Annotated in this window: 16 protein-coding genes; 3 read left to right on the forward strand and 13 right to left on the reverse strand. The window is 54.7% G+C overall.

Going from position 1 to position 13,853, the window contains the following annotated elements; genetic code table 11:
• Positions 1–2 precede the first annotated feature (2 nt).
• The 12 genes from AB5Z02_RS13530 to AB5Z02_RS13585 form a co-directional block, all read right to left on the reverse strand.
• Entirely contained in the window at positions 3–2,006 is a 2,004-nt protein-coding gene (locus AB5Z02_RS13530; protein WP_075115511.1) for a flagellar basal body rod C-terminal domain-containing protein, read from the reverse strand.
• Positions 2,007–2,009: 3 nt separating this feature from the next.
• Positions 2,010–3,083 (reverse strand): flagellar assembly peptidoglycan hydrolase FlgJ, encoded by a 1,074-nt coding sequence (flgJ, locus tag AB5Z02_RS13535; protein ID WP_368216159.1) that lies wholly within the window; start codon positions 3,081–3,083, stop codon positions 2,010–2,012.
• Positions 3,084–3,126: 43 nt separating this feature from the next.
• A complete protein-coding gene (locus tag AB5Z02_RS13540; protein ID WP_005350664.1) occupies positions 3,127–4,224 on the reverse strand; it encodes a flagellar basal body P-ring protein FlgI in 1,098 nt (365 codons plus the stop codon).
• Positions 4,225–4,232: 8 nt separating this feature from the next.
• Positions 4,233–4,904: a flagellar basal body L-ring protein FlgH gene (gene flgH, locus AB5Z02_RS13545; RefSeq protein ID WP_368216324.1), complete on the reverse strand. Its 672-nt coding sequence runs from the start codon at positions 4,902–4,904 to the stop codon at positions 4,233–4,235.
• Between the two features lie 14 nt (positions 4,905–4,918).
• On the reverse strand, positions 4,919–5,707 hold the full coding sequence (flgG, locus tag AB5Z02_RS13550) for a flagellar basal-body rod protein FlgG (RefSeq protein ID WP_005334158.1): 789 nt from the start codon (positions 5,705–5,707) through the stop codon (positions 4,919–4,921).
• Positions 5,708–5,721: 14 nt separating this feature from the next.
• On the reverse strand, positions 5,722–6,468 hold the full coding sequence (gene flgF / locus AB5Z02_RS13555; protein ID WP_005334159.1) for a flagellar basal-body rod protein FlgF: 747 nt from the start codon (positions 6,466–6,468) through the stop codon (positions 5,722–5,724).
• A 143-nt stretch (positions 6,469–6,611) separates the two neighbouring features.
• Entirely contained in the window at positions 6,612–7,979 is a 1,368-nt protein-coding gene (flgE, locus tag AB5Z02_RS13560; RefSeq protein WP_139477114.1) for a flagellar hook protein FlgE, read from the reverse strand.
• Positions 7,980–7,989: 10 nt separating this feature from the next.
• On the reverse strand, positions 7,990–8,730 hold the full coding sequence (locus tag AB5Z02_RS13565) for a flagellar hook assembly protein FlgD (protein ID WP_005350659.1): 741 nt from the start codon (positions 8,728–8,730) through the stop codon (positions 7,990–7,992).
• 15 nt (positions 8,731–8,745) lie between these two features.
• Positions 8,746–9,165, reverse strand: coding sequence for a flagellar basal body rod protein FlgC (gene flgC, locus AB5Z02_RS13570; RefSeq protein WP_005350658.1), 420 nt, complete (start codon positions 9,163–9,165; stop codon positions 8,746–8,748).
• Positions 9,165–9,563, reverse strand: coding sequence for a flagellar basal body rod protein FlgB (gene flgB / locus AB5Z02_RS13575; RefSeq protein WP_005334169.1), 399 nt, complete (start codon positions 9,561–9,563; stop codon positions 9,165–9,167). Before flgB ends, flgC begins: the two co-directional genes overlap by 1 nt.
• A gap of 295 nt (positions 9,564–9,858) precedes the next feature.
• Positions 9,859–10,683, reverse strand: a complete 825-nt coding sequence (locus AB5Z02_RS13580) for a protein-glutamate O-methyltransferase CheR (protein WP_005350656.1) — start codon at positions 10,681–10,683, stop codon at positions 9,859–9,861.
• Positions 10,684–10,700: 17 nt separating this feature from the next.
• Positions 10,701–11,612 (reverse strand): chemotaxis protein CheV, encoded by a 912-nt coding sequence (locus tag AB5Z02_RS13585; protein ID WP_005334174.1) that lies wholly within the window; start codon positions 11,610–11,612, stop codon positions 10,701–10,703.
• A 144-nt stretch (positions 11,613–11,756) separates the two neighbouring features.
• Here AB5Z02_RS13585 and flgA point away from each other — a divergent pair, with 144 nt between their 5' ends.
• From flgA to AB5Z02_RS13600, 3 genes are all read left to right on the forward strand, one after another.
• Complete coding sequence (gene flgA / locus AB5Z02_RS13590; protein WP_081042809.1) at positions 11,757–12,440, forward strand: flagellar basal body P-ring formation chaperone FlgA; 684 nt, start codon at positions 11,757–11,759, stop codon at positions 12,438–12,440.
• A gap of 91 nt (positions 12,441–12,531) precedes the next feature.
• Positions 12,532–12,852 (forward strand): flagellar biosynthesis anti-sigma factor FlgM, encoded by a 321-nt coding sequence (gene flgM / locus AB5Z02_RS13595; RefSeq protein WP_005334177.1) that lies wholly within the window; start codon positions 12,532–12,534, stop codon positions 12,850–12,852.
• Entirely contained in the window at positions 12,849–13,265 is a 417-nt protein-coding gene (locus AB5Z02_RS13600) for a flagella synthesis protein FlgN (protein WP_040066163.1), read from the forward strand. Before flgM ends, AB5Z02_RS13600 begins: the two co-directional genes overlap by 4 nt.
• Positions 13,266–13,301: 36 nt before the next feature.
• On the opposite strand, the gene yfcE is transcribed toward AB5Z02_RS13600, so the two are convergent.
• Positions 13,302–13,844 carry a phosphodiesterase gene (gene yfcE / locus AB5Z02_RS13605; protein WP_219594060.1) on the reverse strand — a complete coding sequence of 181 codons (543 nt, stop codon included), beginning with the start codon at positions 13,842–13,844 and terminating at the stop codon, positions 13,302–13,304.
• Between the last annotated feature and the right edge of the window lie 9 nt (positions 13,845–13,853).

A 13,853-nucleotide genomic window follows, 5' to 3' on the forward strand; every position in this document is an offset into this window, starting at 1 on the left:
CGTTACCTCACGGAAGAGAGCAGTGTATCGAAAATGGTTTTGGCCGTGCTGACGATTTGCGCCGATGCCGCATAGGATTGCTGGAAGCGGATCAGATTGGCCGCCTCCTCCTCCAGATTGACCCCTGACACACTTTCAAAGATGCCAGTGCTCTGGATAAGCTTGGACTCATTGGCCTTGAGCAGCGTTTTTGCCTGACTGGTATTGTTACCCACTTCCATCACCAACCCGGAATAGGCCTGATTGAAGGTCATCTTGTCGTTGGTCGTCCCACCATTGGTGCTCTTGCGCACCAGATCCTTGTTTTGCAGCTCGGCCAGAACCAGGCCATTGCTGTTATCGGCAAAGCCATTGCTATTGTAACTGAGCTTGAAACTGTCTTTGGGATCCACCGTTCCGGTGATGCTGAACTCGTAGCCGGGCGCCTGTTTCGGGTTGGCATAGACTGCAGCTCCGGCGGGGAAAGGGTTAACGATAGCCGACATCAGGTTTTGCCCCTTGCTGCTCGCGGGGGCCGTGCCAATCAAGGTAGTGCCATCGGCTTGAAACACCTGATAGTTACCACTGCCATCGATTTTGACCACCTGAGGCGCTGTCGGGCTCAGACTATTGGTACCAAAACCTGACCCCGCACCTGTATTGAATACGCCACCCAGTTTGATATCCGCCCCGCCGCCATTATTGGTGGTCTTTTCCGCTTTAAGCGGAGAGGCCAGGGCCAAATCTTCCGGTCGGGTGATCAGCTGACCCAGACCGGCGGCCGCACTTTTGGTTGGTTGCAGCAACAGTTTGTCACCCGCAGCCGGCGTGCCGGTGAGATCGATCGAGATCCCGTGCCCAGTCAGCTCAAAGGTTGTTGGTGGGGTAGCCCCCGCAGTGATCAAGGTACGATTGCCAGACTTGTCGAGCGAGAACACCTCATAACCGGTAGCGCTGCTAAATTGCACTTCGTAATCAAACGGGGTCACTGATGTCCCCTTGCCCGGCACGAAGCTGACATTCGCCCCGACCGTCCCCGTGTTATTGCCGTAGGGTAAGCCCTTGCTGGTAGGCAGGGTGAAGATATCGCCGCCAATCTCGTTATCCAGATCCATCCCGAGGCGGTTCTGCTGGTTCATCGCATCCGCCATCGCCACGGCCAGCTGCCCCAGTTCGCGCTTGGTCGGCTCAAGGTCGGTACGCGCCTTGAACAGCCCCCCCATGGCACCACCAAACGTATCGTGATCGATGGTTGCCTTGTTCGCCCCCAGGGTCAGCTGCAGCTCCTGATCCCGGGAGTCAGGATCTCCTGCAATCACCTTGAACTGGGCGACGCCCCCATCGAGGATCAGCGAATGGCCGGTGCTCATATTGACCAGCATGCTGCCGTTGGGTTGGGCTACGGTGCGAATATCCATCTTCTCCGACAGCTGGCGGATCGCCTCATCCCGCTGATCAAACAGCATCAGGTTCTCTTCGGGTGACCCCTGGGTGCGGATGATGGCCTGATTAAGATCATTGATGCTGGTGAGCAGGCTGTTGACCTGCTTGGTTTCATCTTCAATGCGGGTGTTGAGGGTATCGCTCTGCTTGTCGAGCTGCGCCGAGAGGGTATGAAAACGGTTGACCATGCCACTCAACTCCGTCATCACCACCTTGCGCCCACCGATCTCGGCAGGCGATTCATTGGCAGAGTGAAATGACTTGAAGTAGGAGGTGATGGCCGCCCCCACGCTGTTGCTGGTATCCCCAAGCAAGCTGTCAACGCCAGCCAGCTGTTCATAATGGGTCAGGGAGGCATGATAGGCGGAAGTATCACGGCGCACCTCCCCCTGCATATAGTCGTTGATCACCCGCTCGGTCTTGATGTCACCGGTCCCCAGACCGATGGTATTGGTATACACCAGCGTACGCTCACGCACATAGCCCTGGCTATTGACGTTCACTATGTTGTTACTGGTGGTCTGCAGCAGGCGTTGCTGTGCCAGTACGCCCGATGAACCAATCCCAAGCAGGTCGCTTGCCATACGTTACAGCTCCATCTCGTTGTATTGGGCAATGGCATCACTGCGCAATACCTGTTTCAATTTTCTGGCGTAGTGCGGGTCGGTGGCATAACCCGCCTGTTGCAGCGCCTCAAAGTAGCGATCAGGACTATCCACCTTCGCCAGGGCTCCCTTGTAGCGAGAGCCGGAAGTGAGGAAGTCCACATAGTCGTTGAAGCTCTCTTCAAACGACTCATAGGAGCGAAATGCCGCTTTCTGACGGGAGGCAACACCTTGCTCATACTCGAGCGTGCTGACCACCGCCTTGGGCCCTGCCCAGCGCGGATCGGCCTTGATACCAAACAGGTTATGGGTCACCTGCCCCTCACCATCCTTGATCACCCGCTTGCCCCAACCGCTCTCCAGTGCCGCCTGGGCGACCAGTACCGCCGGGCTTAACCCCAGCTTGTCGGCCGCTTTCTTGGCCAGCGGCATCAGACGATTGACAAACTCTTCCGGCGTATCGAACTCTTTGCCCCCACTACCGGTGGCACTGCCCTCTTCGCTGGCCATGCGCCCCATGGGCGGAATGCTGCGGTGCGCTCGACGGGGCATAGTGAGTGCGTGGCTCTCCTTGACCCCCTCGGTCATCTCTTTTTCAGCAAAATCTTTGCCAACTTTTGATGCCGCGATCAAATCATCGGCAGCCGCCGTCGGTGGCTGATAGGGTTTGTAGGTCCGTTCGGTGCGCTGCGGCATCTTGAGCACCCGTCCATCCTGATGGGTAAAGGTCTCGGGAGAGAGCTGCTTGGCCACCATGTCAGCCAATCCCAGCCCACCCTTGCTGGACATGTCGGCAACCCGCTGCTCATCCAGCATCCCTTCATAGAACTGGGTATAGCTGCTATTCATCGGGTTGTCCTGAGTCAACACCCCGTTGGCCTGACGCATGCTCTGAAACAGCATCTGGGTAAAGATTGACTCGAACTGGCGTGACGCACTCTTGAGCGCTTCGGCCTGTCCCTCTTTGCTTTGGCTCATCTGGCGCAGACGGTCCAGGTTCTTGATGTCCTGTACCATCCCGAGATTCATGCCGCTGTTGCTGTCAAACTCCGCCATTTTGCTTACCTCATTGCCACCCGTGGCAACCACTTGCCGCTTGTTACAATATGACCAGTTGCCCTTCGATGGCGCCTGCCTGCTGCAGCGCCTCAAGGATGGCCATCAAATCACCCGGGGCGACCCCAACCTGATTGACCGCCCGGACCAGATCGTCCAGGGTCGCACCGGTATCAAATTTGAACATCCGCCCCGGCTCCTGCTGGACATTGATGGTCGAGTTGTTGGTCACCGTTGTCTCTCCTCCTGCCAGCGGGTTGGGCTGGGAGACCTGCTGGTTTTCGGCGATGGTCACCGTCAACCCGCCATGGCTGATGGCCGCCGGTTTGAGCTTGACCTGACTGCCGATCACTATGGTGCCGGTGCGGGAGTTAACGATGATCTTGGCCGCCTCGTTGGCCGGATCCACCTCCAGATTCTCGATGGTGGCGAGATAGGAGACGCGCTGACCCGGATCTCGCGGGGCATAGACCTTGACAGAGGTGGCATCGAGCGCCTGAGCGGTATTGGGCCCCACCAGATCGTTGACCACATCGGCCAGACGGCGCGCCGTAGTAAAGTCGGGGCGGTTAAGGTTGAAGGTGATGGTGTCCCCCTGACTGAAGGAGTTGGGCACCTCCCGCTCCACGGTCGCACCGTTGGCAATCCGTCCGACGGTCGGGGTATTGATCACTACCTTGGAACCATCAGCCCCCTCGGCCCCCAGACCACCGACCACCAGACTGCCCTGCGCGACCGCATAAACCCGCCCATCGAGCCCTTTCAGGAAACTCTGCAGCAGAGTGCCGCCCCGCAGGCTCTTGGCCTCGCCAATGGCAGAGACCGTCACATCGATGGTCTGGCCCGGCTTGGAGAAGGGGGGCAGGTCGGCATGGATCGCCACCGGCGCCACATCCTTGATCTTGGGCTTGATGTTATCCGGCACCTTGATGCCAAAGTTGTTGAGCATGGTACGGAAGGTTTGCTCGGTGAAGGCGTTGTTCTTCTCGCCAGTGCCGGGCAACCCCACCACCAGACCGTAACCAATCAGCTGGTTGTTACGCACCCCTTCAACCGAGCTGATGTCCTTGATCCGGGCCGCATTGGCCACACCCAAGGGCAGCAGACAGCAAAGCAGAGTGACGAGACGGAGTGACTTCATAACATCTCCTAGAGCGGCCACCAGGGACCATTGAAAAAGCTGGTAAGCCACCCTTGCTCCTGGCTATTGGCCAGATCGCCGGTACCACCGTAGTAAATGCGGGCATTGGCCACTTTCTGGGACGAAACGCTGTTATCAGACGTCACATCCTCCGGGCGAATAAGGCCGGTGATCCGGATATATTCATTGCCATTGTTGAGCATGATCCACTTCTCGCCGCGCACCACCAGATTGCCGTTGGGCAGCACCTTGGCCACGCTGACCGAAATATTGCCCTGCAAGCTGTTGCTCTGGTCCGCTTTGGCCTGGCCCTTGAACGCGCTGTTTTGTCCAATGGAGGCAGAGAGATCATAGGGACTGGCGGTGACCGGCACACCACCCAGCTTGACTGGATCCAGATTGAATTTATTGTCCTTGCCACTCTGGGTATTGGCCTTTTTCGAGGCTGAGGTCGACTCCGACAACTCGATGGTAATGATGTCGCCTACCTTGTGCGCCTTGATATCCGAATAGATGCCATTGACCTGATCCGGCTGGAAAATCGCCCCTGTCGGCCGCACCGACACCGGCTCCGACTCCCCGTAGACGGGGGAAAACTCGGGATCATCAGGCTTGGGCGTATTGGGAGTGCTGCTACACCCTCCCAGCACCAACAATCCCAGCATCCATAAGGCTTTCATCATGCACCTCCTAATTAGGTACGCTGGATCAGGAAGGACATCATGCCGTCCACGGCGGATAGCACCTTGGAGTTCATCTCGTAGACCCGCTGAGCCTGAATGAGGTTCACCAGCTCTTCGGTCACGTTGACGTTGGAAGTCTCCAGCATCCCCTGCTTGATCACCCCCAAGCCATCGGCACCGGCAGTCCCCTGGGCGGCAGCACCACTGGATTGGGTCTCGACGAACATGTTCTCCCCCATCGGCTGCAAGCCGCTGGCGTTGACGAAGTCGGAGATGTTGATCTGACCGACGACCTGAGACGCGCCATCTCCCTTGAGCTGTACCGAGACCTGGCCATCTTCACCCACTGTAACGCTCTGGGCGTTTTCCGGGATCTGGATTTCCGGTTGCAGCGGGTAACCATTACCCGGCGTCACTATGGTCCCTTCATCGTTGAGGGTGAACTGACCGTTGCGGGTATAGGCTGCACTGCCATCCGGCAGCTGAATTTCAAAGTAACCACGACCACTGATCATCAAATCCAGCGAGTTGTCGGTGGTTTGCACGTTGCCCTGGCTGTGGTTTTTCTGGGTCGCCACCACCTTGGCACCCGCCCCCAGCATCAAGCCGGAGGGGAGCTCGGTATCGGCAGAGGAGCGGCCACCGGGCTGGTTGATGTTTTGATAAAGCAGATCTTCAAAGATGGCCCGTGACTTTTTGAAGCCCACGGTGCTGGCGTTCGCCAAGTTGTTCGAGGTGACCGAAATATTGGTCTGCTGTGCATCCAACCCGGTCTTGCTGATCCAGAGTGCAGGATTCATAGGTAACTCCTTGATTAGCTGATTCGCAGCAGTTGGGTTTGAGCTTCATCATTCTCTTCGGCCGTCTTCATGATTTTGACCTGGGTTTCGAACTGGCGTTGCAGCCGGATCAGGTTGGTCATCTCATCCACCACATTGACGTTGCTCCCTTCAAGGGAGCCAGCAATCAGGCCGACATTGGCCGATGCGGGTTCATTCTGGCCATCCTTGCGGCGAAACAGACCATCTTGGCCCTTCTCCACCGCATCGGCGGCCGGATTGACCAACTTGATCCGCTGAAAATCTTCCGGCAAGTTGGCGGCAGCCCCCTCAGGACGACCGCTGATGGTGCCATCCCGATTGATCTCGAGTTTCTCCATCGGCATCGGCAACACGATTGGCTGACCGCCGTCATCCACCACATTCAGGCCAGTCGAGGTCTGTAAATTGCCGGTCGCATTGACCTGCAGATTCCCCATGCGGGTATAGGCCTCGCCGCCCTTTGGATCCTGCACGGCAATCCAGCCCGGACCATCCACCGCCACGTCCAGATCCCGTCCGGTGGTCATCAGCATGCCATGCTGCAGGTTCTGACCCGGGCGCTCAGCCATGGCAAACACCCGGCTTGGCAAGCCCTCTCCGAACGCCTGCATGCTTCTGGCCTGCTCGAAATCGGACTTGAAACCGGTGGTATTGGCATTGGCGAGGTTGTTGCCGCGAACAGCCAAGCTGTTCATGGTCTCTTTGGCCCCGGACATGGCGATATAAAGCAGGTGATCCATGGAATTCTCCGTCAAACAGATGACTCTGACAGGAGAAATGCAATTAGAGTGCCAACAGCAGAAATATGGGGGATAAGGAGGATGGGAATCCGACAGAAACAGAGAGGGGGCCAAGCCCCCTCTCATTATCATTTATTGCGCGATTAACGGATCTGCAGGATGGTCTGCTGTAGCGAACTGTTGACCTCCAGAGAACGGGAGTTGGCCTGGAAGTTACGCTGGGCCGTGATCAGGTCCACCAGCTCGGAGGTCAAATCCACGTTGGACTGCTCCAGCGCCGATGATTTGATGGTGCCAAATGTCCCTGAGTTTGGCGTCCCCGGCAAGGCATCGCCAGAGAGCAGAGACTGACGCCAGGAGGTATCGCCAACCTGAGTCAATCCTTGCGAGTTGGCAAACTTGGCCATTGCCACCATGGCCACCTTGATGGTGGTTGCGTTACTGTAAGTCGCGGACACGATGCCGTCCGGAGTGATCTCCACCTTTGTCAACCGGCCGACAGTGGAACCATCCTGAGTCAACTTGTTGACTTCAAACGGTGAAGCATACTGGGTCACCGTTCCGAAGTTGATATCCACCTGCTGAGTGGGATCTGCACCATTGGTGATAATGCCAGCACCTGCCGGGGGCGCGGCTCCCAATTGCTCTGTCTTGATGGTCGCCGGTGTAGTCGGGGTAATCATCTTGCCATCAGCCCCGAAGGTCACTCTTGCACCAGCAGGCGCCTGACTCAAACCAGTTGCCATAGTGGGTGTGACACCACCGACAATATCAATAGGCTTATCACCTTGGTAGAGGTACATACGCCAAGCTGTAGGATTGGCGGGTTTGGTCAGATCTGCCGGGTCAGCTTCTTTGACAAAATATTGCGTGATGGTATGCGGCTCACCCAATGAGTCATAAATCACCACGGAGGTAGAAGATGAGTAGGTTTTCGAATCTTTTGGATCAAAGGTTGATGCATCACCGGCACCGGCGCCAGCAGGCAACGGCGACGCTGTAGACGGCAGGTTGAAACTGGCGTCAATCTTGGTTGTCTTGATTGGTTCACCGGCCTTGTCAGGTATCTGAATCGGCTTGGTCGCATTGATACTTACCGCCTTAGGCGTGCCATCGGCGTTGATTTCATAACCTTGCAGGTAATGCCCCTGATTATTGACCATGTAGCTGTTTTCATTGAGCTTGAAGGCGCCAGCACGGGTATAGGTACGATCCAGATTGGTCAAGCCATCAGAGGTCACAAAGAAGCCATTCCCCTGAATCGCCAGGTCCAGCGCGTTATTGGTAAATTGCAGCGCACCCTGGTGGAACTGCTGAGCAACCGCACCTGTCGCCACACCGTTACCGACCTGGGTCTTGGCATTGACAAAAATGGAGTTGGCGTAGACATCCGCAAACTCGGCACGGGACTCTTTAAAGCCCATGGTGTTAACGTTGGCAATGTTGTTGGCGGTGACGTTCAAGTCTTTTTGTGCCGCGTTGACACCGCTCAAGGCATTGTTAAATGACATATCCAGCTCCTTAGATCGATGCTGTAGACGTGGTTTTTGACTGAGTTGTTGGTTTGTTCTGATTAGATCCTGAAATTTGCAGGATACTGTTAAGCGTTGTAGTGCCTAGACCTCTCAGATTAAGTTGAGTCGGGTTGGTTCCGTTCCCCAGGACCACACTATCAACCTTGCCATAGGTCAGGGCCGAGATGCTCTCCGACTTTCCATCCATGGTGCCGTTAGCTTTAATCACGTATTTTCCAGGCTTGGCCGGATTGCCACTCTTGTCTTTACCATCCCAAGCAAATTCAACATTGCCGCGTAAATCACCTTCCAGAGGAAACTCCTTTATCACCTGACCCTTTTCATCTTCCACCGTGATTTTCACATTCGAATACTTGTTCTCAACACCGACAGCCACAACCCCGGATATGGACCCCTCTTTCTCCAAATAACCGATATTGCTAGGGAGCAGCACATTTTGTCCGACCAGTGCAGAGGCTTGCAGCGCCTGACTAGATGTCATCAGAGTATTGAGATTGCCCATCTGGGTGGACAAGCTGTTGATCCCCTCAGAAGTCGACATGGATGTCATCTGGGAGAGCATCTGTGCGTTATCAACTGGTTTGAAGGGATCCTGATACGACAACTGCATGGTCAGCAGCTTCAGAAAAGAAGCTTGATCCAGCTCTTTCTTCGGCGTTGTAGTGGTGCCTGTCGTCTGGGTCGTGGTACGGCTGATGCCGTTCACATTATTGGTTGTATCGACCATGCTGCATCCCTCCTATCAGGACTTGCCAAGCTGGAGCGTCTGCTGCAGCATCTTCTTGGCCGAATCTGCAACCTGTACGTTGGTCTGGTAGCTGCGCGAGGCGTTGATCATGTCGGCCATCTCTTCAACCATGTTGACGTTTGGCTTGAAGATAAAACCGTCTTTATCCGCCATCGGGTGGTTGGGGTTGTACTCCTTGAGTAGTGGCGCCTTGCTCTCGACAATCCCCTTCACCTCAACCCCGACCGAGCCCTGCTTGTCAGACATCGCCTGATCGAGCTGGGCGGCAAAGACTGGCCGCCTGGCGTGGTAAGTATTTTCCACACTGGAGCTGACGCTGTCCGCGTTGGCCATGTTGCTGGCAACTGTGTTGAGGCGCACTGACTGTGCACTCATAGCCGAGCCTGCTATGTCAAAGACCTTGAACAAACTCATCACTGCTCTCCTTTCAGGGCCTTGAGCAGGCCACTGATCTTGCTATTCATAAATTCAAGGGAGGTTTGATACTCGAGGCTATTGCGCAGAAATTCGCTGCGCTCCTGCTGCACATCGACTGTATTGCCGTCACCGGTATCCGGTTGCAGCGGGTTGCGATATTGCACGGTACCTGGGGCGTCCATATTCAAGGCAAAGTGCTTTTCGCTGGTCGTTGCCAAACCAAACCCCTGATGCGACTGGGCCTCCTGCAATGCCTGAGCAAAATTGATATCCCTGGCTTTGAAGCCCGGGGTATCTGCGTTGGCAATATTGCTGGAAAGCACCTCAGCACGCTTGGCGCGAACGCTTATGGTGTGTTGATGCACACCGAATGCCTTGTCAAATGAAAGAGCCATAGCACACCTCCTGCTTGGTTTATTTTGTTTGCAAGAGGTGTGCCATAAGCAAATCACTCAGTTCGATGGTTTTGGTATGAGCACATTGCAAACCGAAAACGACAGGAACATCTCGTGCCCTGAGTCAGACGGCATCATTTGGCCACCTTAAGGTTTTAACCACTTTTGCAGTGGCGAGATATGGTAGGTAAATAGAAAGACTGAGCTGTAGATAAAGAAAGAGGGAAGCTCGCTGCTTCCCTCTTTGCATGAACTGGCAATATCCGGCAGACCCCGAATATCAAGGAGATCAGGCCTATTTGACCTTGTAGACAATCCCCGGATTGCAGCGGATCATCTCGAACCGGTCGGTCAACCCGGCCAGTGACTCCGACGCGCCCAACATCAGATATCCACCGGGATTGAGACTGGCAGCAAACTGGTTGAGGATCTTCGACTTCACTTCCGGCGCAAAATAGATGAGCACGTTACGGCAAAAGATAATGTCAAACTTGCCGAGCAGACTATAACTCTCCAGCAAGTTGAGTGGCCGGAAGGTGGTCAATTTTCTGACTCGCTCGGCAACCCGCATCTTGTTGTCACCGTAAGGCTCAAAAAACATCTTCTTGCGCTCCGGTGACAAACCGCGTGCCAGAGCAAGGCTATCGTAAACGCCTTCCTTACACTGATTGAGCATGGTCGTCGAAATATCCGTCCCGACAATCTGCACGCCACCAGGCAAGGTCCCCGGCTTTTTCATCTGCTGCTCCAGTGCCGTCATGGCAATGGAATAGGGCTCCTGACCTGACGAGGATGCGGCAGACCAGATCTTGATGGGGCGGCCACTTTTCCCCAACTCGGGGAAAATCTTGTCGGTAAGAAGCTGAAACGGATAGGTATCACGAAACCAGAGGGTCTCGTTGGTCGTCATGGCATCCACCACGGCCATTTTCAGGTCACGCTCTCGCACACTCATTGCACGGGTAACCAGATCAGACAGACTCTCGATGCCAAACTGAGCCATCAAAGGTGAAAGACGGCTCTTCACCAGATACTGTTTGTTATCCCCCAGCACAATTCCGCTCTGTACCGCCAGAAAGTTGCTGAACTGTTTGTATAAGTCGTCCGAAAGTGTCTTCATGCAGCTGTTCTTCTTTATTAGAGTGCGTTTTGTACGGCCTTGGCCAATTCATCAGGCTGGAACTTGGCGATAAAATTGTTCGCACCAACTTTCTGCACCATTGCCTGGTTGAATACTCCACTGAGCGAGGTATGCAGAATAACATGCAAATCCTTGAGATTGGGATTATTCCGGATCTCGGCAGTGAAGGTATAGCCATCCATTTCCGGCATTTCGATATCCGAAATAACCAGCGCAACCTGATCCTTGATAGGACCATTTTTGGTCATTTCCAGCAGCATGTTCAATGCTTCGCGGCCATCTTTTGCCAACACGCACTCGACACCGATAGCCTCAAGCGCACGTTGTACCTGTTTGCGTGCCACTGAGGAGTCATCCGCAACAAGAACAGGACGCCCCAGAGTCGGGTGGTCGACACTGGCCTGAACCAACTCCTCACTCACATCCGTTGCAACCGGCGAAATTTCGTTCAATATCCGCTCAACATCAAGAATTTCGACCAACTCGCCGTCGACTTCAGTCACGGCAGTCATGTAGTTGATGCGACCCGCACCTTTAGGCGGAGGCAGGATGGATTCCCAGTTCATGTTGATGATGCGCTCGACCGAATGCACCAGAAAACCCTGAATAGAGCGGTTGTACTCGGAGATGATAATGAAGCATTTGCTCAGGTCATCAATCGGGCGTTTGCCAACCGCCATGCTGAGGTCGATGACCGAGATAGTCTGGCCACGAATATGTGCGACCCCGCGGATGCAGGAGTTCAATTTGGGCATCACAGTCAAGGGGGGACACTGCAACACTTCACGCACTTTGAATACGTTGATGCCAAATCTTTGACGTCCATTGAGACGAAACAACAACAACTCCAGCCGGTTTTGCCCCACTAGCTGGGTACGTTGGTTGACCGAGTCCAGGATACTGGCCATAAACACTCCCTAAAAACGCTTGGCATTAATCATGCATGCGTGATGGATTGCGTCAGACTATCGATGTGACAACGAACAGATTCTGAAGCAATCATAGTTAAATATGGTGATATGCGTGAACAACTTATCGACCAACGAGCGAAAATGATTAACCGACTTTTACTCATCAGCCTCTTTTTTGGCAGCATATCTTCCAGCTACGCCTCGGACGTCACTACTTATCTGCAAGAAAAGGCACAAGAGTTCGTTTACAGCCAGCTGGATATTCCGTTGGATGCCAGAGCCGAGGTCACCTCTGCCACACTGGATGAACGGCTCCCACTGACCCGCTGCGAAGATCTGCTCACTATCAGCTTACCAGCAAAAATGGAAATTCGCCGTAATACAACAGTTTACCTTAAGTGTGAGGAAGACAAGCCCTGGGACGTCTATCTCCCGGTGCGGGTCAGCATTCAAAAGCCCTATGTCACTGTGACCAACCCCATCGCCAAGGGGGACCTACTGAGTGAAAGCCAGCTGGTGTTGGCCTATCAAGATCAGACCCTGATCCGCGGCGACTACCTGACTGACACAGCCCCTCTTGTCGGAGTACGCAGCAAGCGGGAGTTAAAACCGGGGCAACCCATCCGTTTGAGCCAAGTTTGTGTAGTGTGCAAAGGGGATCAGGTCACCTTGACGGCAGAAAACAGCAACTTCCAGATCAAAACCATGGCCCGAGCCTTGCAAGATGGCAGCTTCGGAGAGATCATCAAACTCGTCAATATTCGCTCCGGCAAAACCGTTGAGGGTAAAGTCAGTGCTGTGGGTGCCGTATCGGTCACGTTTTAAATTCGGATCCTTGACAACTTTTTTCTAAAGTTTTGACCTGCCGCACCGATAAACAGGTAAGCAAACCTTAAAGCAGACGAAGGTAACTAAAATGGCCATCAACAATATCAACAACTTGGCGAACAATCGGTTGCAAAATACCGCTAATAGCCAGGGGACAGGCAGCAAGTCAGTCACCTCATCGCCCGAAAACAAAGCGGCTACTGTCAAGCTGGACTCCGTCTCCTTGACCAGCGAGGCGCAACAATTGCAAAAGATGCAACAAAACCTCAATACCGCCTCGACCGGCAATGAGAGCAAGGTCGAACGGCTGAAAAAAGCCGTCGCGAGTGGCGAATATCAGGTTAACAGCGACGCTGTGGCCAAGAAGATGTTCAGTTTCGAGGCCAATCTGGACAAAGTTCTGGGATGATGGATTTACCTTCGTTACTGCACACCCAAGATGATTACCTCAGCCAGATGCAAGGCATTCTGGAAGAGGAGTTCAGCTTGCTCGAACAGCATCAGGCACTGGCCCTGCCCGCACTGACCGAGCGCAAACAGCAGTTGCTTGCTGCGATAGAAACGCTGGACAAGACCCTCGCAGAGATGCCGGAACTGGCACTGCAGCTGGCAGCCTATCCCGACGAGATGGCGCAGCTTCGTGCAAAACTGGATGCCTGCCAGGCACAAAATGATATCAACGGTCGCTTGCTTGAATTGAGCATCGTCTCAAACCGTCGTCTGGCAACCTTTCTGAGTCAGCTGCGCGATCGCAACAGCCTGACCTATGACGCCAAGGGTAACACTCGCTCTGGCACCCGCTCTTACGGTATCAAGGCCTGACATCTCTTATCAGGCCTTGCATTTTTGCACTCCGTTTTAAAGCACCAGTCGCAACAACTCTCGCCCGTCCTCACACGCATTGACGCGCAGTACCCCGTCCTCATAGCTCCCGTAACTGGCAGGCAACTCGCCGCGCGGGAAACAGATCGACCCCGGGTTCATCAATACCCGCTCCCCCTGCCACTCCAGCACCGGCACATGGGTGTGACCGCTCAGGAACAGACTACCCGGCGGTAGCTGAACCTCGTCCGGGCGATAAAGATGGCCGTGGCTAACAAACCAGCGCCGCTCGTCGATCAGCAACTGGTTGTAGGGGGCGGTGATGGGAAAGCGCAACAGCATCTGATCTACTTCGGAATCACAATTGCCCCGCACCGCGATGATTTGCGGAGCCAACTCGTTGAGCCGATCGGCCACAGCGGCCGGGTTATACCCTTCCGGCAGAGGATTGCGCGGGCCATGGTTGAGCAGATCGCCGAGCAGCAGATAGTGGTCCGGCTGCCAGGGCTCAAGTTGGGTCAGCACCCGTTCCAGCGCAATGATGCTGCCGTGGATATCGGAAATGATGGCAAGTTTCATGAAATGCTC

This window comes from Aeromonas sp. R2-3, assembly GCF_040908375.1.
Lineage (GTDB): Bacteria > Pseudomonadota > Gammaproteobacteria > Enterobacterales > Aeromonadaceae > Aeromonas > Aeromonas veronii.